Source organism: Wolbachia endosymbiont of Zygogramma bicolorata (genome assembly GCF_051130665.1).
GTDB lineage: Bacteria > Pseudomonadota > Alphaproteobacteria > Rickettsiales > Anaplasmataceae > Wolbachia.
This window is the reverse complement of sequence record NZ_CP149530.1, coordinates 1,037,126-1,059,495: the sequence shown is the minus strand read 5'-3', so window position 1 is coordinate 1,059,495 and position 22,370 is coordinate 1,037,126. Positions and strand designations below refer to the sequence as shown.

Annotated in this window: 17 protein-coding genes, 1 tRNA gene and 4 pseudogenes; 12 read left to right on the top strand and 10 right to left on the bottom strand. The window is 35.7% G+C overall.

All coding sequences use genetic code 11. From position 1 onward, the window contains the following. The first annotated feature begins 87 nt into the window (after positions 1–87). The 7 genes and pseudogenes from WKH12_RS05010 to WKH12_RS04980 all read left to right on the top strand — a co-directional run. A complete protein-coding gene (locus WKH12_RS05010; RefSeq protein WP_264688386.1) occupies positions 88–333 on the top strand; it encodes a hypothetical protein in 246 nt (81 codons plus the stop codon). Then, positions 311–1,780 (top strand): AAA family ATPase, encoded by a 1,470-nt coding sequence (locus tag WKH12_RS05005; RefSeq protein ID WP_353286831.1) that lies wholly within the window; start codon positions 311–313, stop codon positions 1,778–1,780. Before WKH12_RS05010 ends, WKH12_RS05005 begins: the two co-directional genes overlap by 23 nt. A gap of 18 nt (positions 1,781–1,798) precedes the next feature. Then, entirely contained in the window at positions 1,799–3,286 is a 1,488-nt protein-coding gene (locus WKH12_RS05000) for a UbiD family decarboxylase (protein WP_434732161.1), read from the top strand. A gap of 43 nt (positions 3,287–3,329) precedes the next feature. Next, entirely contained in the window at positions 3,330–3,860 is a 531-nt protein-coding gene (locus tag WKH12_RS04995) for a phospholipase D family nuclease (RefSeq protein ID WP_253309843.1), read from the top strand. Between the two features lie 109 nt (positions 3,861–3,969). Then, a complete protein-coding gene (locus WKH12_RS04990) occupies positions 3,970–4,512 on the top strand; it encodes a hypothetical protein (RefSeq protein ID WP_434732160.1) in 543 nt (180 codons plus the stop codon). Between the two features lie 212 nt (positions 4,513–4,724). After that, entirely contained in the window at positions 4,725–6,080 is a 1,356-nt protein-coding gene (gene tnpC, locus WKH12_RS04985) for an IS66 family transposase (protein ID WP_434732159.1), read from the top strand. Positions 6,081–6,151: 71 nt separating this feature from the next. Beyond that, positions 6,152–6,334 (top strand): annotated as a pseudogene (locus WKH12_RS04980) (IS5/IS1182 family transposase); the annotation flags it as partial. Positions 6,335–6,349: 15 nt separating this feature from the next. Here the strand turns inward: WKH12_RS04980 and tnpC (WKH12_RS04975) are convergent. Continuing rightward, on the bottom strand, positions 6,350–7,705 hold the full coding sequence (tnpC, locus tag WKH12_RS04975) for an IS66 family transposase (protein ID WP_434732010.1): 1,356 nt from the start codon (positions 7,703–7,705) through the stop codon (positions 6,350–6,352). 419 nt (positions 7,706–8,124) lie between these two features. Between tnpC (WKH12_RS04975) and WKH12_RS04970 the strand changes: the two are divergent. From WKH12_RS04970 to prmC, 5 genes and pseudogenes are all read left to right on the top strand, one after another. Beyond that, positions 8,125–9,139: pseudogene (locus WKH12_RS04970) on the top strand (IS110 family transposase). A gap of 23 nt (positions 9,140–9,162) precedes the next feature. Then, the gene (locus WKH12_RS04965) at positions 9,163–9,846 is read left to right on the top strand and encodes a hypothetical protein (protein ID WP_434732158.1); all 684 of its coding nucleotides are present in this window, start codon (positions 9,163–9,165) and stop codon (positions 9,844–9,846) included. A gap of 330 nt (positions 9,847–10,176) precedes the next feature. Continuing rightward, positions 10,177–11,013 (top strand): annotated as a pseudogene (locus tag WKH12_RS04960) (IS110 family transposase); the annotation flags it as partial. 118 nt (positions 11,014–11,131) lie between these two features. Next, positions 11,132–11,242, top strand: a pseudogene (locus WKH12_RS04955) (IS110 family transposase); the annotation flags it as partial. Between the two features lie 316 nt (positions 11,243–11,558). Further along, complete coding sequence (gene prmC, locus WKH12_RS04950; RefSeq protein ID WP_434732157.1) at positions 11,559–12,398, top strand: peptide chain release factor N(5)-glutamine methyltransferase; 840 nt, start codon at positions 11,559–11,561, stop codon at positions 12,396–12,398. A 140-nt stretch (positions 12,399–12,538) separates the two neighbouring features. Here the strand turns inward: prmC and tnpC (WKH12_RS04945) are convergent, their stop codons facing one another. The 9 genes from tnpC (WKH12_RS04945) to WKH12_RS04905 all read right to left on the bottom strand — a co-directional run bounded on the left by tnpC (WKH12_RS04945) (position 12,539) and on the right by WKH12_RS04905 (position 22,305). Then, positions 12,539–13,894, bottom strand: coding sequence for an IS66 family transposase (tnpC, locus tag WKH12_RS04945; protein ID WP_434732156.1), 1,356 nt, complete (start codon positions 13,892–13,894; stop codon positions 12,539–12,541). 157 nt (positions 13,895–14,051) lie between these two features. Beyond that, positions 14,052–14,888, bottom strand: coding sequence for a P44/Msp2 family outer membrane protein (locus tag WKH12_RS04940; RefSeq protein WP_434732155.1), 837 nt, complete (start codon positions 14,886–14,888; stop codon positions 14,052–14,054). A 122-nt stretch (positions 14,889–15,010) separates the two neighbouring features. Beyond that, complete coding sequence (locus WKH12_RS04935) at positions 15,011–17,026, bottom strand: type IV secretory system conjugative DNA transfer family protein (RefSeq protein ID WP_353288900.1); 2,016 nt, start codon at positions 17,024–17,026, stop codon at positions 15,011–15,013. Positions 17,027–17,056: 30 nt separating this feature from the next. Further along, complete coding sequence (gene virB11 / locus WKH12_RS04930) at positions 17,057–18,049, bottom strand: P-type DNA transfer ATPase VirB11 (RefSeq protein ID WP_253309358.1); 993 nt, start codon at positions 18,047–18,049, stop codon at positions 17,057–17,059. A 1-nt stretch (position 18,050) separates the two neighbouring features. Then, on the bottom strand, positions 18,051–19,547 hold the full coding sequence (locus WKH12_RS04925; RefSeq protein WP_434732154.1) for a TraB/TrbI/VirB10 family type IV secretion system protein: 1,497 nt from the start codon (positions 19,545–19,547) through the stop codon (positions 18,051–18,053). Positions 19,548–19,563: 16 nt separating this feature from the next. Beyond that, on the bottom strand, positions 19,564–20,364 hold the full coding sequence (gene virB9, locus WKH12_RS04920; RefSeq protein WP_341812100.1) for a P-type conjugative transfer protein VirB9: 801 nt from the start codon (positions 20,362–20,364) through the stop codon (positions 19,564–19,566). Next, positions 20,351–21,031: a VirB8 family type IV secretion system protein gene (locus WKH12_RS04915; protein ID WP_264731475.1), complete on the bottom strand. Its 681-nt coding sequence runs from the start codon at positions 21,029–21,031 to the stop codon at positions 20,351–20,353. The genes virB9 and WKH12_RS04915 overlap by 14 nt, the downstream gene beginning before the upstream one ends. Before the next feature lie 72 nt (positions 21,032–21,103). Next, positions 21,104–22,186 carry a GTP cyclohydrolase II gene (locus tag WKH12_RS04910; protein WP_253309361.1) on the bottom strand — a complete coding sequence of 361 codons (1,083 nt, stop codon included), beginning with the start codon at positions 22,184–22,186 and terminating at the stop codon, positions 21,104–21,106. 31 nt (positions 22,187–22,217) lie between these two features. Continuing rightward, positions 22,218–22,305 (bottom strand) — tRNA-Leu (locus tag WKH12_RS04905). Positions 22,306–22,370: the final 65 nt, after the last annotated feature.

Here is a 22,370-nt window from a genome sequence, read left to right as displayed (position 1 = left end):
TTTAGTACACATTTATCTGTATATTAAAAGAAGCATCTAATATTAATATATGAAAACATTTATATCAAGTGTATTTTATAACCAGTTTTGCCTCAAATGCAAACTTTACGTACAATGGAACTCAAGCACATTACTGAAAAGCTCATCAGAAGACTTGGTGATGCAAATGACCAAACCATCGCCAGAATAGCCAATTATGAGATGCTCTATCTTTTACCGCCGCGTATAACAACTGTAAACATGGCGGTAAAAAAAGTTGATCATCTTATAACCGCCGTGTATAATGCTAACAAATGCGGCGGTAAATTATATGAGCGAACCAATAATTGGTAGAGAAAAGGAAATAGCCATTCTAGAAAGTAAGCTTCTCTTTTCCCCATTTGCTGAGTTTATTGCAGTGTATGGTCGGCGTCGTGTGGGTAAGACGTACCTAATAAAACAATTTTTCAGTAAACATGCCGATGTTTTATTTGAACAAACAGGTCTTAATAATGGTACTATGCAGGAACAACTTGCAATTTTTACACAGTCGTTATCAAATACTTTTTATAAAGGTGCAAAAATGGCTTTGCCTGAAGTGTGGCTGGATGCATTACAACAATTAACACTTGCTATTGATAACACACATGAGAATGAACACATTGTCTTATTTTTTGATGAACTTCCATGGTTAGCTACAAGAAAGTCTCGTTTTCTAGAAACGTTAGAATATTTTTGGAATATACATTGGACAAACCGAAAGAAGCTTATCTTGGTTGTATGTGGTTCAGCAGCTTCTTGGATGTTGGAAAATATAATTTATACCAAAGGGGGGTTGCATAACCGCATTACCGCAAGGATACCTTTGCAGCCTTTTAACTTACGTGAAACTAAAGAGTATCTAAGATATTTAGGAATCAACCTTAATCACCAGCAGATATTACAGATCTATATGGCTATTGGAGGAATACCACATTACCTTAAGGAAGTAAGTAAAGGATTATCAGCAGCACAAAACATTAATATGATCTGTTTTCAGAAGGGTGGTTTGTTATTTGATGAATTTGATATGTTGTTTCACTCCTTGTATGAAGAGCCAGAGACATATCTAAATATCATTCGTGCGATTGCAAAAAAGCCAAAAGGGATAAGCAGAAAAGAACTTATAAAAGCGACTAAAATCACTGAGGGTGGTCGCTTAACTGCTAAATTAAGGAGTTTAGAAGAAGCAGGATTTATTGGTGGTTTTTTACCATTGAACAAGGGAAAGAGAGGAGTATATTACAGGGTAATGGACGAATATGTATTATTTTATCTAACGTGGATTGAGCCGTTTAAGGAAGTAACAAAAAGGGCAATAATAAGTGATGCTCACTATTGGGAGTTAGCAATAAAGAAACCAGCTTGGCAAACATGGACAGGGCAAACATTTGAAGCAGTGTGTTTTAAACATGCCAATGTAATTAGAAAAAAATTAGATATAGAGCATATAGCAGTTATATGTGGAGATTGGCAATATCAACCAGAAAAATACAGTAAAGAGTCTGGTGCTCAAATAGATCTAGTTTTCGATCGAGAAGATGGATGTGTAATGCTCTGTGAGATAAAATATAGTGATAAACCTTATACAGTAACAAAGGAATTTGTCGAACAATTAAAAAGAAAAGAAGCAATTTATAGAGAAAAAACGAAATCAAAGAAGCAAATATTCTGGGTGTTAATTGCTGCAAATGGAGTTTCTGAGAACCAATATCTAAAAGATACGATACATCATGTGATTACACTAGAAGACTTGTTTTAAGTTATTTTAAATTTTAATATGTACACCAACTTACGCGACTTCATTAAAGCCTTAGAAGAAAAAAAAGATCTGATTAGGATTAAGGAGGAAGTTTCAACAGTTCTTGAAATGACAGAAATTCACCGTAGGGTTTTGTCAAACAAAGGGCCAGCTATAATTTTTGAGAATGTTGTTAAAGAGAATGGTAAAAGCTCGATCCCTGTTTTGGTGAATTTATTTGGTACTATTAAGAGGATTGCATTGGGGTTGAACATAAACCCTGGTGAACTAAGAGATCTTGGTAAACTTTTAGCATTTTTGCGATCACCTGAGCCACCAAAAAACTTCAAAGATGCCGTGAAAATGTTTCCTTTACTAAAAGTTGTATTGTCGATGCGAAGTAAAGTTGTGAGCAAGGCTCCATGTCAAGAAGTGGTGCTAACTGGGGATGAGGTGGATCTTAGTTTGCTACCTATTCAAACATGCTGGCCAAATGAACCTGCACCACTTATCACCTGGCCAATTGTGGTGACAAAAGGCCCAACGGAAGACAAGCAAGATAATTTCAATCTTGGAATATATCGTATGCAGGTTATAGATAAAAAAACGACTCTAATGCGCTGGCTTGCACATCGTGGTGGTGCAGGTCACCACAAACGATGGAAAGAGAAGGAACAAAATATGAAATTTCCTGCTGCTGCTGTGATCGGTAGTGATCCTGCAACAATTATTGCTGCGGTAACTCCAGTGCCAGAAACATTGTCAGAATACCAATTTGCTGGGTTGCTGCGCAAAAAACCGCTTGAGCTTGTAAATTGTAAGACTATTCCGCTTCAAGTGCCAGCTCATGCAGAGATTGTTCTGGAAGGCTATGTAAGTTTGGATAGATATCAAAATGAAGGGCCATACGGAGATCACACCGGCTACTATAATTCTGTTGAGCAATTTCCAGAATTTAATATTACTGCAATTACTATGCGCAAAAATCCAATTTATCTCAGCACTTTCACTGGCAAGCCACCTGATGAACCATCAATTCTTGGTGAAGCGCTCAACGAAATCTTTGTGCCCATTCTTATCAATCAATTTCCAGAGATAGTGGATTTTTATCTACCACCAGAAGGTTGTTCATATAGAATAGCGGTGATATCGATAAAAAAGTCTTATCCAGGGCAGGCAAAAAGAATTGTTATGGGCATACTTTCTTTTCTAAAGCAATTTTTATACACGAAGTTTATTATCGTTGTTGATGATGATATAAATGTACGTGATTGGAAGGAAGTGATGTGGGCAATATCAACGAGAATGGACCCTGTGCGTGACACAATCACAATAGAGAACGCACCTATTGATTATTTAGATTTTGCTTCCCCTGAAAGTGGCCTGGGAGGTAAGATGGGATTTGATGCAACAAATAAAATCCCGCCTGAAACCAAACGAGAATGGGGAGAGAAAATTAAAATGAGTGAGGAAATAGTAAGAAAAGTCACGGAGAAGTGGGAAGAATATGGATTGACAGGTGATTAAATTATGATGTAGCCTATCGCCGTATATCCTGGGGTGGGTTGTTGTGAGGCTTTTTCACTTTTTATTCTTGTTAATGTGTTTTTCTCTGTATTACTATGCGGGTTTTATATTTTCGCCCTGCCCAAAAGCTACGGTTTGCTTTTCACCTGGAGAAGATTGTGCTGTACCGATAATCAGCGTAATAGATCAGTCTAAAAAATCTATCTTAGTTCAAGAATATACATTTACTCTTGGAACAGTTGCAAAATCTTTGATTAATGCTAAAGAACGCGGTGTTGATGTTAAAGTCATCTTAGATAAATCGCAACTCTACTCAAAATATAGTGTTATAAATGAATTATTTTCAGGTGGAGTACCAATTTGGATCGATGATAAGCCAAAGATTGCTCATAATAAGATAATGATTGTTGACAATCAAAAAGTCATCACAGGGTCATTTAACCTTAGTAAGACAGCTAAAAAAGGAAATGCTGAAAATTTATTAATTATTACAGATTATCCTGAATTGATTCAGCAGTATGTGAAAAACTGGGAGGCACGAATGTCACAATCTTATAAATACGCTCCCAACTAATCGAGAGCGCTTGCTTAAAATCAGTTCTAAAAACAGCAAGAGAGAGCTTTTTTGATTGATTGGCATAATGATTATGATATAATGAACTAAAAGTTTAAGGAATAAAGTAATGGATTATATAAATGATGCTGCCGGTAGCTACACTGCCATTCATGATTTTTTTCAAAACAACGGTGTTGGAGATTACAAAGTTCAATGCAGTTATGGTGGGGTGCCGTATGCTACTGATGAGTACGTGCATTCTGGCGATAAATTTTGGAGTAATAATTTCATAGACTCACATTTTGGCAGGGAAATAAAAATGTATCCTCAAAGTGAACTTTTAGCTAAAGAATATGCTGGAAATACGTTGCCAGTTTCAATATCACTAGATAAGGATTTAATAAAAATGAAGGAATGTCAGAAAAAAACGAAATTTGTGGAACTAGAAAGGGAGTCAGGTGATTTAGTGTATGATAAGCAAAAGCATGTAAAGTGTTACACAACAAAGCTATCATATGATGATGTACATATTTACAATAACGATAAAGTTTCAACATTTAGCATAAAATACGACGTGCCAAATGATCCGAAATACAGTTTAAATATAACATTTACAAAGGTTAATGATAATAAACCAGGATTTTGGCAAAAATTTAAAAACATGTTTTAACGTGACCATTCACTAGACTTCTTTCAAAATTGTTAGAGGGAGTGTAAGATCAAGTATTTGAAAGCATGAAATATAAGGAAATAGAAAAGTTAGAAGGAGAAAAGTTTTGACGTTTAACAGGAGTAAAAAAGTAACCGTTCACGGAGATAAGGTGGTTTACAAAGTAAGTATAAAAGTGTAAAGAGATAGGAAGCTAAATATGGAATGGGTAAATGACAACAGTGCTGCAAGAAAAGGTTGTAGCAGAAAACGCTAATCTCAAGGAAGAAATAAAAGCACTGATCAGAGAAAATGATAGCTTGAAAGCAAAAATAGTTGAATTAGAAGACAAATTGGGCTTAAATTCGCAAAATTCATCGCTGCCACCATCACGAGATATATATCGTAAGAAAGCAAAAAAGAAAAGTGATAAAAAACCAGGAGGTCAGCCAGGACATAAGGTGCATAAGCGTGAATTAATGGCTGCAGACGAGGTAGTGAGATGCACAATTGATACAATTTGTATGTGTGGAGGTAAGATTACTTTAGAAGATGAAATTATTCATCAGAAGGCAGAGTTGCCAGAAATTAAGCCAATTGTAACTGAGTACGGGTTGCAAAGAGGACATTGTAGAGTATGTAATAAAAGAATTACAGCAAATTTACCCGAAGGTGTTGCAAGAGATTTTCTAGGACCCAATGCTAAAACAGTTATAAGCAGCCTTAGCGGCTTTTTTATTAACTCAAAAAGAGAGGTACAGCAAATTTTGGGCAGTATTTTTAATCTAAATATAAGCCTTGGTTTAGTCTCAAATACTGAACGCAGGGTATCGAAGAAGTGTGCATCTGAATATGAGAAAATGAAGGAAGAGTTGCAAGGAAGCGAGTATTTGCATATAGACGAAACAGGGCACAGAAATCAAGGAAAGAGAGGCTGGAGTTGGGTAATAACAAACAAAGCGTTGACACTTCTGAAGGTAAGCGAGTCTCGTGGTAAGAAGGTGTTGAAGAGTTTACTGCCAGAATATGATGGTATATTTGTGAGCGATAGATACGCTGTATACAATTACTTCAATCGTGAAAATAGACAGATATGTTGGGCACATCTGGCAAGAGATTTTGAGAGATTTGCCCATAGTAAAAATGTTGAAGTGAGCAAAATTGGCCAAGCACTAAAATCGCTCAGCAATAAGGTGTTTGTAGTAGATAAGGCAAAAAAACAAAATTTGATAGATAATTTGAGATTTTATCGACTGGTGCGAAAAATTCGGAAAAGGGTAAAACATTTTTTACGTAAAATGACGAGGGTTGCAAATAGCACTCAAGCTTCAAGAATGGCCGCTAAGATGTTACGATCTGAGGATATGATGTGGAAGTTTTTAAGAAAACCTGAAGTGATAGAAACAACTAATAACCTTGCAGAACGGCAAATTAGACGGTACGTAATTTATCGTAAAAACAGCTTTTTCACCTGGTCAGAACGTGGAGAAAGATTCGTGGAAAGAATGTTGTCGATATTTTTGACATCACGTCTCAATGGCCAGAACCCCTTTCAAAAGCTACAGAATCTAGTAGCTGTCACTGCTTAGTTCTTTAATTCATTCTCACAATCCGTGAACGGTTACGTAAAAAAAGCAACATTTGAGCGAATGGTAGAAAACATGATTTTCGGATGTTTAGAAAATCAAAGGTAGCAGTATTGCCACAAACTAAAATCTTAGCTGATGCCGGCTACAGGGAAATGCAGAAGATACACAAAAATGTTGTATTACCGCACAGGAAAACGAAAAAGAATCCGTTAAGCAAAGAACAAAAAAAAGAGGTAACCGTTCACGGATTGTGAGAATGAATTAAAGAACTAAGCAGTGACAGCTACTAGATTCTGTAGCTTTTGAAAGGGGTTCTGGCCATTTAGACGTGATGTCAAAAATATCGACAACATTCTTTCCACGAATCTTTCTCCACGTTCTGACCAGGTGAAAAAGCTGTTTTTACGATAAATTACGTACCGTCTAATTTGCCGTTCTGCAAGGTTATTAGTTGTTTCTATCACTTCAGGTTTTCTTAAAAACTTCCACATCATATCCTCAGATCGTAACATCTTAGCGGCCATTCTTGAAGCTTGAGTGCTATTTGCAACCCTCGTCATTTTACGTAAAAAATGTTTTACCCTTTTCCGAATTTTTCGCACCAGTCGATAAAATCTCAAATTATCTATCAAATTTTGTTTTTTTGCCTTATCTACTACAAACACCTTATTGCTGAGCGATTTTAGTGCTTGGCCAATTTTGCTCACTTCAACATTTTTACTATGGGCAAATCTCTCAAAATCTCTTGCCAGATGTGCCCAACATATCTGTCTATTTTCACGATTGAAGTAATTGTATACAGCGTATCTATCGCTCACAAATATACCATCATATTCTGGCAGTAAACTCTTCAACACCTTCTTACCACGAGACTCGCTTACCTTCAGAAGTGTCAACGCTTTGTTTGTTATTACCCAACTCCAGCCTCTCTTTCCTTGATTTCTGTGCCCTGTTTCGTCTATATGCAAATACTCGCTTCCTTGCAACTCTTCCTTCATTTTCTCATATTCAGATGCACACTTCTTCGATACCCTGCGTTCAGTATTTGAGACTAAACCAAGGCTTATATTTAGATTAAAAATACTGCCCAAAATTTGCTGTACCTCTCTTTTTGAGTTAATAAAAAAGCCGCTAAGGCTGCTTATAACTGTTTTAGCATTGGGTCCTAGAAAATCTCTTGCAACACCTTCGGGTAAATTTGCTGTAATTCTTTTATTACATACTCTACAATGTCCTCTTTGCAACCTGTACTCAGTTACAATTGGCTTAATTTCTGGCAACTCTGCCTTCTGATGAATAATTTCATCTTCTAAAGTAATCTTACCTCCACACATACAAATTGTATCAATTGTGCATCTCACTACCTCGTCTGCAGCCATTAATTCACGCTTATGCACCTTATGTCCTGGCTGACCTCCTGGTTTTTTATCACTTTTCTTTTTTGCTTTCTTACGATATATATCTCGTGATGGTGGCAGCGATGAATTTTGCGAATTTAAGCCCAATTTGTCTTCTAATTCAACTATTTTTGCTTTCAAGCTATCATTTTCTCTGATCAGTGCTTTTATTTCTTCCTTGAGATTAGCGTTTTCTGCTACAACCTTTTCTTGCAGCACTGTTGTCATTTACCCATTCCATATTTAGCTTCCTATCTCTTTACACTTTTATACTTACTTTGTAAACCACCTTATCTCCGTGAACGGTTACCAAGGAAGTTGGACGTCGTGTTGTTGATGAGATGCTCTTCTGCACAGGTGATGAGAATGGAGAGCTTTTGACCCCTTCTGGAAGGTTTAAATCTTCCGCTGTACCAACCAATAATCTTGTATCTTGAAAAAAGCATCTAGTGTTTTAAGCTTAAACATTAGATGGAGAAGGGAAAATTTTGTCAATAATCTTAGATATAAAATCTGTGGTAAAGTCAAGAATCCCTCCTCAAAAGTAGAGGCTGGACGGTATCGTAGAAAGACCTAAATGGTTCTAATTCTGTATTCACAAGGTTAGCCTTACTTTTCATTTTTAATGGTAACGTATGGGGTTATATATGATCAACAACTTTTTAGGCATAGACGTATCAAAAGATCGCTTTGATGTTTTTCTCTCATTCATAAGCAAAAAAGGAAGACGTAAAACTAGAAAAAGGAGTTTTAAAAACGAGGATTCTGGGTTTCAAGGTCTACTTAGCTTTCTACAAAAACATAATGTAGAAGAAGTAAAAGCCTGCATGGAGGCTACTGGTTGTTACAGCGAAGCTTTGGCTGAGTTTCTGCACAACGCTGGACATTTTGTTAGTGTTGTAAATCCTTATTGCATAAAATCTTATGCGAGGAGTAAGCTTATACGACAAAAAAATGATCAGACTGATGCAGAAATTATTGCTGATTACTGCCAAAGACAGTCGTTGGACACCACCTTCTCCTGAGTTAAAAAAATTAAAACATCTTTATCGTTGCTCGGCTGCGTTAAAAGATGAGTTAACATTAGTAAATAACCACTTAGAAAAAAAAGAGAGACTGCCCAAAGAAGTTGCAACTGCTTGGGAAGACCTTGCAATGAACATAGAGCAAAAAATAGAAACAATAAAAAACTCCATACGTGAATTATTAAAGCAACACAAAGAGTTGTTGGAAAATTTTCAACTTCTATTGACTATTCCAGGAATAGGGGAAGAATCAGTAATAGCTATTTTAGCTGAAGTTCCTGACATAAAAGCTTTTAGAGATGCCAGGCAATTGGCAGCATATGCAGGAGTTATACCGAGAAATATAACATCAGGTTCATCTGTATATGCTAAACCCAGAATAAGTAAATCCGGTTCACAAATATTACGTAAGGCACTTTTCTTTCCTGCTATAGTAGCTAAGAATCACAATCCTATTATTATGACTTTTTGCGAAAGGTTGAAAGAGAAAGGTAAGCATAATATGGCTGTTGTGGGAGCGGCAATGCGTAAGTTACTCCATATTGTTTTTGGTGTTTTAAGTTCAAAGAAGGCTTTTGATCCAGATCATATAAAAAACCGCAAAACAAGGTTATCGATAGAAAGCTTGTATATTTGATAGAGATTAAATGTAAAATTTGTATGTCAATACTCACACAATCCGGTAGAGCAGCAATAGCGGCAAGTATAAAAGAACAGCCTATACATCTTGCTTGGGGTAGTGGTAATTCAAATTGGGAGAGTAGCCACAGAGCAGAAAAAACTTTTGTTAAGGATAGAATAACGCTCAATCACTTCCCAGTTAAAGAGGTAAAGATCTTTCAAGGTTCAACAACCTACAAGCCCAGCATAGATTACACGATTGACAGCAATACTGGTACTGTTAAGCGCCTTGAAAATAGCTCTATTACAGCGGAAAGTACAGTTGCTGTAGAGTATATTCGAAGTACACCAGCAGAGCCCATTACGTCTGAAAAACTGCTCAATGAACTTGGAAGACGCATTGTTGATGAAGTCCTTTTTTGCACAGGTGATGAAAATGGCGAACTTATAACTCCTTCGGGAAGGTTTAAATCTTCAAATATGCCAACCAATAATTTATATCTCAAATTTACCTTCGATTTCACGGATGCAGCAAATCAAGTGATCAGAGAGCTAGGAATTATGGTTGGCACCAAAGTAAAAGAAGCTTTACCAGCAGGGCAAAGATATTTTGAACCGCAAGATATTATTGATCCTGGAATATTATTGGTTTTAGAGTACACTGTGCCACTTATCAGAACCGCAGCTACAAGAGAAACTTTTTCCTTTGTTGTAACATTTTGACATATGACAATAGTCTATTTTTTGAAAGAAAAATACTTCGATCAGAAGAATCAACAAAATCTAAGTTTATTATTCAACATCCTTGTAACTTTTTTATTGACATGCAAGACGGTTGTAAGTTGGAAATGTGATATAAAAGAGGCAAGAAGGAAGATAACCTATAAAAATGTGGTTATCACAGGCTTGAGCGACCGTGAGACGGTAGTATTACACATACGTAGATATCAAGGTACTCAAGCCTATCCTTCGAGACGTTTGAATAGTTGTTTGGGACATATATATGCACCCGTTTACAATCTTAAATTTTAACTTAAACTCTCGAGGTTCTTTATGGTTACATCTTATCAAAATTTTATTGGCATTGATATCGGAAAACTTGAATTTTTTACTGCAGTTAATGAACAAAAAGGTGTCATCAAATTTGACAATAGTTGTGTTGGTTGGAAACAATTCTACCAAAAATTTTCAAATATCTTGCCCAACTCCATGGTAATTTTAGAAGCTACAGGAGGTTATGAGCTTGGCTTATTGTATTTTCTTATTGATAGAAACATTGCTGTGCATCGTGCTAATACTCGTCAAGTTAAAAACTTCATTCTATCTCATGGAACTTTGGCAAAGACCGACAGTCTTGATGCAAAAGCGCTTGCCCAATATGGTTCTGAGCGTTGTGGACATTTGCAGCTATTTACACCTATCTCAAAAGAACAAACCACCTTGTTTGCACTTTGTCAGCGTCGTGACGATATTACGAAAATGCTTGTTCAAGAGAAGAATAGGCTAAAAACTCCTGGAAATGATTACATTAAGGAAAGTTGTCAACAAGCTATTGAATTCCTCAACAACCAGGTAGAAAAGCTTGATCAAGCTATACAAAAAATAGTCAATGAAAATCCTGAATTGCAACGATGCCAAAAAATTCTTGAAACAGTCCCTGGAATAGGTAGAAAAACCTCTCAATGTTTATTGTGTCTCATACCGGAACTTGGTTCTTTAAATAAAAGGCAAATTGCAAGCCTTGCAGGTGTTGCGCCTCATCCTAAGGAAAGTGGTAAAGCTATTGGCTACCGAAGGATTATAGGTGGAAGAAGTAACGTTCGTTCAAAGCTTTTTACAGCTGCCATGGCTGCTGCAAGGTCCAAATCTGCACTTGGTGCCTTTTATTCTAATACCAAACTTCGTTATTGGGAAGACAAATAGAATATACGATAAATTCACTTAAACCTCCATTTATAGGCGGAAAGCACTCTTTTTCATTTGTCTCATTATTATTGAGAATTGGTATAAGCTTATTGAAAGTGGTAAGAAGAAGATGGCGGCTATAACAGCTCTAATGCGTAAAATAATAGTGATTGCTAATGCAAGGCTTAAAGAAGCAGTTAATTTGCATATTTAAAAATTTTAGCAATAACTGAAATTGGTTAATGAATATGCGCGTCCACACACATTAAAAGCGCATATTCATTAACTTAAGCAGAAATTGCTGTGGTGGCTGTTTGATACAAAATTCTGTTTCTATAACAAATGGGTTTTTATTGCCCATATGAAGTTGCAAAATTACAAATAAAAAATTTTTAAAAAAACATAGTTGATATCTTGTATCTTTTTTCTGTTTAGGTTATGCAAGAACCCATGCTTGACACTTGGATTTAGTGCAGCTACCCTAAATTGGAATTGCTATTCTTGGCTGAAAGGAACACATTTTTAGAATAATGAAAACAATCAGCACTTTAATTCAAGAAGGATCGGAGTTATTATCGTCACATAAAGTTGAATCACCACATTTAGATTGTGAAATCATCATGCAGCACGTACTTGGAGTGGAAAGATCATTCATAATTATGAACCATGCTGATCAAGTGCCGATGGAGAAAGAACTTTTATTTTGGAAATTAACAAAAAAAAGAGCGGAAAGATATCCAATATCGCAAATAATAGGTAATCGTGAATTCTGGAGTAAAAATTTTATAGTTAACCAGCATGTTTTGGATCCAAGACCAGATAGTGAAACATTAATCTCAACAGTGTTAAAATATTACCCAAATAAAAAGCAGAGACTAAAAATTGCAGATTTTGGTACAGGCACAGGTTGTTTATTGATATCCGTACTTAGTGAGTATGAAAATGCCGTTGGTATCGGTTTTGAAAAAAGCTTGGAAGCATACAAAGTTGCCTATCAGAACACAAAGAAACATAATCTCCTCAGCAGAGCCAAAATATTTCCAAGCTCATGGACAGAGTGCAGCGATTTATTTGATCTGATAATTAGCAATCCTCCATATATAAAAAGAAGCAAATTAAAAGACCTGCAAGCTGAAGTGCAAAAAGAGCCAAGAATTGCTCTTGATGGTGGTATTGATGGTCTGAGTTGTTATTTGAGTATTTTTCCAATATTGAGAAAGTGCCTTAAAAAAAATGGGTTTGCGATATTGGAGATAGGTGAAGATCAAAATGATATTGACAAAATAATACCCTCATACGAATTAGCTTTTCAAGAATACGTATATGATTTGGCAGGAATGAAGAGAGGCATTGTTATGCACAAAACATAGCTAATGTTTTCTTGTATTATCTCCTTCATCCCATATTATCCTATGTCATTCCAGTACCCTCTACCTCGTCATCCCAGTGCGTGACACTGGGATCTATATTTAACGTAACCGTTCACGGATTGTGAGAATGAATTAAAGAACTAAGCAGTGACAGCTACTAGATTCTGTAGCTTTTGAAAGGGGTTCTGGCCATTTAGACGTGATGTCAAAAATATCGACAACATTCTTTCCACGAATCTTTCTCCACGTTCTGAACAGGTGAAAAAGCTGTTTTTACGATAAATTACGTACCGTCTAATTTGCCGTTCTGCAAGGTTATTAGTTGTTTCTATCACTTCAGGTTTTCTTAAAAACTTCCACATCATATCCTCAGATCGTAACATCTTAGCGGCCATTCTTGAAGCTTGAGTACTATTTGCAACCCTCGTCATTTTACGTAAAAAATGTTTTACCCTTTTCCGAATTTTTCGCACCAGTCGATAAAATCTCAAATTATCTATCAAATTTTGTTTTTTTGCCTTATCTACTACAAACACCTTATTGCTGAGCGATTTTAGTGCTTGGCCAATTTTGCTCACTTCAACATTTTTACTATGGGCAAATCTCTCAAAATCTCTTGCCAGATGTGCCCAACATATCTGTCTATTTTCACGATTGAAGTAATTGTATACAGCGTATCTATCGCTCACAACTATACCATCATATTCTGGCAGTAAACTCTTCAACACCTTCTTACCACGAGACTCGCTTACCTTCAGAAGTGTCAACGCTTTGTTTGTTATTACCCAACTCCAGCCTCTCTTTCCTTGATTTCTGTGCCCTGTTTCGTCTATATGCAAATACTCGCTTCCTTGCAACTCTTCCTTCATTTTCTCATATTCAGATGCACACTTCTTCGATACCCTGCGTTCAGTATTTGAGACTAAACCAAGGCTTATATTTAGATTAAAAATACTGCCCAAAATTTGCTGTACCTCTCTTTTTGAGTTAATAAAAAAGCCGCTAAGGCTGCTTATAACTGTTTTAGCATTGGGTCCTAGAAAATCTCTTGCAACACCTTCGGGTAAATTTGCTGTAATTCTTTTATTACATACTCTACAATGTCCTCTTTGCAACCCGTACTCAGTTACAATTGGCTTAATTTCTGGCAACTCTGCCTTCTGATGAATAATTTCATCTTCTAAAGTAATCTTACCTCCACACATACAAATTGTATCAATTGTGCATCTCACTACCTCGTCTGCAGCCATTAATTCACGCTTATGCACCTTATGTCCTGGCTGACCTCCTGGTTTTTTATCACTTTTCTTTTTTGCTTTCTTACGATATATATCTCGTGATGGTGGCAGCGATGAATTTTGCGAATTTAAGCCCAATTTGTCTTCTAATTCAACTATTTTTGCTTTCAAGCTATCATTTTCTCTGATCAGTGCTTTTATTTCTTCCTTGAGATTAGCGTTTTCTGCTACAACCTTTTCTTGCAGCACTGTTGTCATTTACCCATTCCATATTTAGCTTCCTATCTCTTTACACTTTTATACTTACTTTGTAAACCACCTTATCTCCGTGAACGGTTACTATTTAACTAGATCCTATGGTCAAGCCATAGGATGACAGGAACGGTTTTATGCATTTTTTAAAAGGGCAACATGTTTAAGCTTTGCTGGCAAAGTGGAAAGTAAGGCCAGCCTCTATGCCGTGTGTGTGAAATAGTTGATTACCTACATTTATATTCTCTTTTAGTGCATCTTTTTCATCAATAATACTAGATGTACCATTTGCTTTTTTTACTCCTTTCTGCATTGCTTGAAATGTAAAGTTGTTACCCATAACACCAAAACCTCTATATCCGATATGCATATTTACATCTTCATTTATGCGATAATCAAGGCCAGCTTTTAATTGACCTGCGGGTCTTATTGACGGTTTTTCAAACATCGTCATTCTTGTTGCACCGATTCCAATACCAACGTAAGGAGAAAAAGAGAAACGGTCACTTTTCCAATGATGATAAATATTTGCCATTACAGATATGTTCTCAATTTGGTCATGATTCACTATAGCACCATATAAATGTTTTTCTTCTGCACCATTTTTATCTTTAACTACTTTTACGTATGACGCAGTCATTTGACTGCTTGCTAAACCAATATTATCCACTTTTACAGAAGAATACATCCCTTCCAATTCAGCCCTATAGCTGTTGTTACCCAATTCTCCTGTGTAACCAAGTGCCACATTTGCAGCAAAAGGTGGATTGTAATCTCCTTTATACTTACTTAGTAATTGACCTTCTGTATTCTGAGCACTCCTGTCATTTATAGACAAATTTTTGATACCTGTAGTGCTTGTTTTTAGTTCACCCGTACTATTAAAAAATTGACCATAATACCCACTGCCGAAGTAAAATCCTTCTGTTTCACTTGCAAAAGATTGTTGTGACAACAGCAAAGCAAGTGCTGTAACCGCTAATGTTTTTTTACTAATCATTACTACTCCCCTAGTTAAAATAGCTAATCTAATACTAATTAATTAAAAATGGCTTAATATGAAAAACCTAATTATTTGCATAACTTGCACTTTTCTGAGCTAAAAATAGGCAAAGTTAACCTTTATTTTTGATCATTTTTTAATTTATCGTCAATATCCTCATCTTCAAATTCATCCTCCTCGTCTTCGTCATCAAACCCATCATCGCTCCTCTCGTCATCAAACCCGTCATCATCATCTTCAAACTTATCGTCAATATCTTCATCATCAATATCTTCGTCTGCAAATTCATCTGATTCATCATACACTGCATCCTCTGTTTTAGTTTCAGCAGGATAATCAACTGAATTAGGCCCCTCAAGAGCATTATTCCCCTCGTTATTAACCTTATCTTTGCTCGCAGCAGCAGAAAGAACTTTGTTTGGGTCATATGGTTCTTGTGTAGGCACACGAGTTTGCTTGAGCAGTCTTTTTGTGAAGGTGCTATCACTATAGTACAAAATTTTCTTTGATTTAATTGGGTAAGTTGACTCTATTAAAATTATCTGATCGTCGCGTGGCAACATAATAACTTCTTGAGGCAATAGCAATGCCCTCTGTGTTTCAGAGATATGCAACGACCTTGAAGCAGGATTTAAATCTAAAAATTTAGGCTTATTCAACGATTCTTGTTGTACAGTTTTGTTTCCTATAAGTTGCGATATTAAATTAGCTGTTTCAATATTATTGGCTGCAAAAGTTATTCTGTAAGTCGAGTTTGACAAAAAGGAGTTCATTCCTGCTTCTTCGTATATTCCTTTGAGCTGCTCAGTATCTTGAACAATTAAGAATAACCTAACTCGATAACCACGAAAATATGCAATACCTGTTTGAAATTGCTCCATTTTTCCAAGTGTAGGAAACTCATCCATTAAAAACAATACGCCATAAGGCTCGTCATCCGATGGCAATTTTCTACATAAAAACTCAGTTGCCTGTTGGTAAAAAACCTGCATTAAAGGCCTGAGCCTAGTCAAGTTGTCAGGAGTTAAACCAACATAAACTGTAGTTTTCTTCTTTTTAAAATCTAAAATATTAAAATCACTTGACGCAGTTGCAGTATCAATCAATGGGTTTGCCCACAATTCAAGCGATGAGTTCATAGTTGATACAACACCCGACCTTTCTTTATCAGCTTTTTGTAAAAAAGCTGCAATATTCATATATGCTACAGGGTGTAGTATTTTACCCATTGTATCAAGAGCAACAGCAAGATTATAAACTACGTCATCACTACGCATCGTACGCACAACTTCACCAAAAGATTTAACTTTCTCTGGTGCAGCAAGTAAGTATAATACCACTCCAACAAATAAGCTTCTTGCTTCATTTTGCCAAAAGTCTTGTTCAGGCATGATGAGGTTAGCTATTTTTTGCACATCGTCAACCATCTGCCCAGGTTTTTTACTAATCCATTGTAATGGATTGTAACAGTGACTTATTCCATCTGGCTGCGCTGGATTCCATACGTATACTTTTTGTCCTTGTCGTTCTCGCCAACCACTTGTTATTTCATAGTTTTCTAATTTTATGTCGTGTACAATTACCGAGTCAGTCCAAAATAATAAATTAGGAATTACAAAGCCAACACCCTTACCAGAACCTGTAGGTGCAAATAACAATGCATGCTGAAACCCATCAGCAATAAAGTATCCTCTTTTATCTTTACCAAGCAATAATCCCTTTTTGCTTCTTAATCCTGCTTTTCGTATGTCTTTCTCTGATGCCCACTGCGAGTCTCCATGAAGTGATTCTTTCTTTTTAAATGGTCGCCACTCAATTATCCTTTCTCTTAAATTCCATAAGATAATCATTAAAACAACAATAGGCATTGTAGAAGATAGAATTAATTTAAATTTGAGCTCAAGGCTATATAACTCTGGGTGGTGCCAACAATATTGTATATGATCAAAAATCGTTGGCCAAAGAGCTTGAGGGAAAGGCGTCAAACTAGGATTAATTGCCTTAAAATCCACAGCATCCGGACCGTCAACTAATAGAAAGAACAATATACCAGATAGATAGAAGCAAAACTCAAGTACGCTAAAAGCTACTACACCTCCTATGAGAATATTACGTAGGTGATTTCCATTACTCATAAACTACTCTTTTTTAACTTATGTATAAATTTAAGCATTTTCGCTTGCAGATCTAGTAAATAATATCTCAGAAATGCTTCTTTTGCCCCCACCGGTTCTTTTTAGCTGAATAACAATATCAATCACATTTCTAATGTATGGTATAATTTGGTCTGGAGGAATGCCAAGATTTGCCTGCATAACCATCAATTTTATTTGCTCAAGGGCCATTGTTGGACTATCCGCATGAAGGGTTGATATTGATCCAGGGTGACCAGTATTTATCGCCCTAAGAAAACTAAAAGCTTCCGCTCCACGGAGCTCACCAACTATTATTCTGTCTGGCCTTAAACGTAAGCACGCCTCTATCAAATCTTGAGTGGTTACTTTTGCTCTGCCCTGCCCTCCTTTGGAGGCAATCAGATGCACTCTATTTGGATGATCGTTCAAAACGATTTCCCTTGCATCCTCAACAGTAATAATTCTTTCCTCAGTTGGAATAGCACGCAAAGTAGCATTAGTAAAAGTAGTCTTACCAGTGGAAGTTCCACCGCTAATTATAATATTTTTCTTACTTATTACAGCGTATTCTAAAAACTCTTTTATTTTTTTTTGCCTTAACAGTAAATCCAAATGACGGTCAACTGGATTATCAGTTGCTTCTGTAACAGTTTCAGAAAAAGCCCCCATTTTTTCGTAATCATCGAGTGCTAATTGCATGCTAGAAGGCTTACGAATCGACATGACTACTTTATCAGGTTCACATGCTGGTGGAAATACTATCTGTATACGATAACCATTTGGTAATGTTGCCGAAAGTAAAGGTGCTTCTTCGCTAAGTTTTTGTTCTGTAGCTTGAGCAATCAGTCTGCCAAGAGATTTCAAATGGTTAAGATCGAATACTTCTAATTTTTCACACCTTATTTCACCGCGATTTTCAATCCATACTTCCTTTGGCTTATTTATTGATATTTCATTTACGCCTTCTTCTTGAAATATGCCTTGTAATGGCTCCAAATATGTATCAAGTGCAGCATAATTCATTTCATTGATTTAATATTGCCTGTGAAGGAAATACTATATCTTGGTTAACAAATACTTTCAATGCGGTGCCTTGATCGACATAAATAGTTGGTTTTTTATCTGTATACCCGCCCATTATATCTCGCATGTCTTTAGAAAAATCATTGATTGACTTCCCGATTGCTTCATCATAAACAGATTTGCTTCTTTTCTGAGTTTGCCTCAACAGTTGACGTACATCGTCTAAAGTTATACCGATATTGTCACTAGTAATTGCATCAACTCCACTAGCTCCAGAACTTTTTATCACACTTACTATTTCTTCCTTTATTATTCTCAGTAAATCCTGATCACTTTTAGCATTCCGAATTTTTTCAATAGCCCTAAGACCCAATTTCCATTTTTCGTCTCCTACCCTCCCAACTTCAGTTTTTATAGCATCCTCCAATCTCTCAACAATAGCCCCTTTGAGAGAAGAGATATCTATTTCAGTTGCAGTGATGGATCTCACCGCATCCATAGCAGTTAGCGTATCAATAAGATTAGAGGCCTTTTGCCCTATAACAGCCGAACCAATTGAAACACCAGCAAGTGCCACTGAAGAGAATAATGCACTTACTATTTTATTATCAACTATTCCAGCTATTCCTGCTCTGCCAAGCTCGTCAGTACTAAGTGATGAGATAGCAATATCTATTCCATGAGGAAGAATGACCCTACTCCAGTTTATATTTACACGAGCTCTTGCGACATTCGAGTCAAATGAATAACTGCCTATCAATCTTGAGCCTTTAGGTATTAAAACTGTATCACCAGTTTCTGCATAAACATCTCTACTCACCATAGCACGCAGCATTCCTTGCAGATCAGAGTTTATTGCAGTTTCAAGAACAGCATCAATAATTTTACCTTGAGTAACCATTAAACCAAGCTTTCCTACTCTGGTAGCTTTGCTCGATTGTGCTGAAGTGTCAGATAAAATAGCATCAGCAGCCTTATTCTCTCCACCATCACTTGAAATTGTTAACATTTGTGCACTACGTCTGTCTCTAGGATAACCGCTACCCCCTATTGTAGGAAACGAGGTAGGTAAATTGCCCATAACATTACTAGAAGGAAAATTTTGCTTTGGCAAAATAGGTATATTTGACACAGGAGTTTCTTTTGGTTTCTCTTCTTCTTTTCTAATTTGTTTTATTTCTGGTATGATTGGTGGTGTAGGAAGAGGGGGTAAGGGTGGTAAGGGATCAGTTATTATTCTTTCAGGAACCATTACATTATCTGGAACTTGTTCCAACTTTCCCTTCAATTCTTGAACATTTTGCTTTGTTTCCTCTTTTTTAATAACTTCTGAACCCTCTTTATGAGAAGGACTAAAATAGAGATAATACACTCCACCAACCAGAAGCACTAAAATAATGACCATCAATGCCCTATGACCTTGATTAGAGCCAACTGTTACTACCTTGTTCTCTATTTCTGATTCATCTTCTGAATTGTTACGCCTTTCTTTATTCATATTGCATATACCACAGCTAAAGTGACCTATTTATAATTTCAACTTCACCATCTTCATAACGCATAAATAGCTTTTTATGTACTCCTTTTATTATAACATAATCATCAAATAACAGCCTTTTACAAGGTTTATCCTCCTCTTCTACAAAAATCTGAGGTATTTTATTATTATTTCTAAATTTTAAATAGGTTAAATAACCATCATCAAATAGCTCAATCGGAACTATATCCGCATTACTACCTTCATCAATATATGTATAATTGTACTTCGTATCATTTTCTTGTATTATTTTTTCTGGCTTGTCTGTAGTATATTGCATTTGAGTAGGTAAAGAAACCTCATCTAAATCAACATCAAATTCACCTTCTTCTTGAGGATAATAAAAACGTACTACGTAAGATATATCCTTTTCAGCAGAATAATCGTGACCCACTTTCTTAGCATCAGTATCTGGGTATTTATCGTAGTTTGGCCTTGAGATTAAATCAAAAATGTAATTTCTTTTTTTAGTTGTTGTAATAATCATGTTAGTGCGACTACTAACTTCAAATGGCATGATAAGCAATTTATTGTCATAAGGATTAATTTTCCAACTTGATGCATCACCAACAGCGATATTTTTAACTTTTTCTCCTTCCGCAAATTCAATATAAGAATAGTAACCCTGACTAAAAACCACCGTAAATACTTCATTAGGGCTATACACAAAAGTCTTTATTCTACTATCTACAGAAATAGGCTCATTATAATTAATGGATGCGTTTAAATTGCCACTTACAAGTAAAGCTAAAACTAATAATATCCTATACATATTCATCATCTACTCTATATGAAATAACTTGAAATCCTAATGGGTTAATATATCTTTGCTGATCATCCATTTCAAGCGATGCATATCTATATGACATAATAACTATCTTATTTTTTCTTGTGGAACTTCCATCTTTCCGTATAAATTCCACAAAAAACCTCACCTGAAGAGCATCGTTACCCAATTTTTGAATTGAGCGAATTTTAAATTCACTTTTGGTATCTGAGTACAAATTAAAAAGATCATCCATATTCTGTGATCCTACATAATTTCTAAATTCATTATACACATTAGGTGAGGAAAACAACCTCACCTTTGTATAATAGTTATAATTATAATGATATGGATCAAAAACCTCCCTTGCTTTTATATACTCTGAAATAAAATAATCGTTTAGCGCTTCATTTGCAGAATATTGTTTTACTGTGACAGGATCAACCAATTGCACTATTCCTGATTTCTTGTCAATTTCTATAACAAATGGCTCAATAGTGCTACTTGTGCTAATTTTAAATATGACTAATATGCTGATAGAGATCGTTGCTAATAATATTAATGCAAATAAAAGTAGAATATTCCTTTGAGCAATAACTGTGCTGTAGCGGTTTGAATTCCAATCTATATCCTTATCTAAGGATTCAGTATTTTTTTCTCGTTTAAAAAATCTTAGCATTTTAGTATTCCTAAAAATCTTAACTTATGTTAATAAACATAGCAAATTAACAAAGTAGTTACAACAAAAAAGCTAAAAAACTCTTAATCTATGGCCTAGCTTACCAAACTTTGTCTCCATATATGAATCGTTATATTTATTACGTTCCACAATAAGTGGTAGACACTTTGTAACTCCTATACCACTACTTTCCAATTCTGACAATTTCCTATCATTGTTTGTAAGTAATTGGATTTTGTTAATGTTCAATTTATTAAGCATTTTAGCTGCAACAGCAAAACTCCTTTCATCATCTTCAAAACCTAATATTCTGTTTGCATCAACAGTATCAAGATTATGTCCTCTTTGCACACTGTACGCTCTTAACTTATTAGTTAAACCAATGCCTCTTCCATCTTGCATCAAATACAATATAATACCACTTCCAGAGTCAGCTATCATTTGAATTGCTTGATGTAACTGACTTCTGCAATCGCATGATAAGCTATCTAACAAGTCACCCGTATAGCACGAAGAATGAATTCTTACTAATGGTTCGCCATCTTTATCTGGATTGCCAATGATAATTGCATGATGTTCTCTTCCACCACTTTCTGTTCTATAAGATATGATATTTACTTCTTGAGTCTGTTTTAAAAATAATGATGTTTTGCACACTTCATATACATCCTGATTTTCTTGAAAATTATTTATGAATGACGTGTCCAGTGCAATAACGTCATTTTTCTCGCACCAATTTCGCATTTCATGGTTATTCTCAAAAGTCATATCAGCCACTAACGCGTATGGCAATAATTCTGAGAACTTAAGCAAGGCAATAGCACATTCATCTATTGTCTTTGAGCATTGCAACTCTCTTATGCAATCTTCCTTTGAACAGTTTATTAAATGGAGCAGTTCATCAAAATTATTCACCAACAGACGTTTGCTGTTATGTTCTTTATTCTGAGATATGTATTTTACCTTACTTGAAGTTAAAGTAACATATACATTACTTGATATAAGCTTGTATTGATTAAATAAATCTCTTTCTAAAGCCTCAGCAGCAGCAAACAATAGGTAATTACTTTTATCATATATTACAATTGGCCGGCCGCGCCTGATTTCGCTGATAGCTCTTTCTACCTTATTGCTACTCTGATTTCCTATAAACATTTTTACCCATATTAAGCAGCTATGAAAAAACTGGTGCGGCCGAGAAGACTTGAACTTCCAAGGCCTTATGAGCCACAGCGACCTCAACGCTGCGTGTCTACCAATTCCACCACGGCCGCACTATATTCTAGTTTTTATATAATTATTTTAAATTATTTAATCATTTTAGAATTTTTCATCTAGA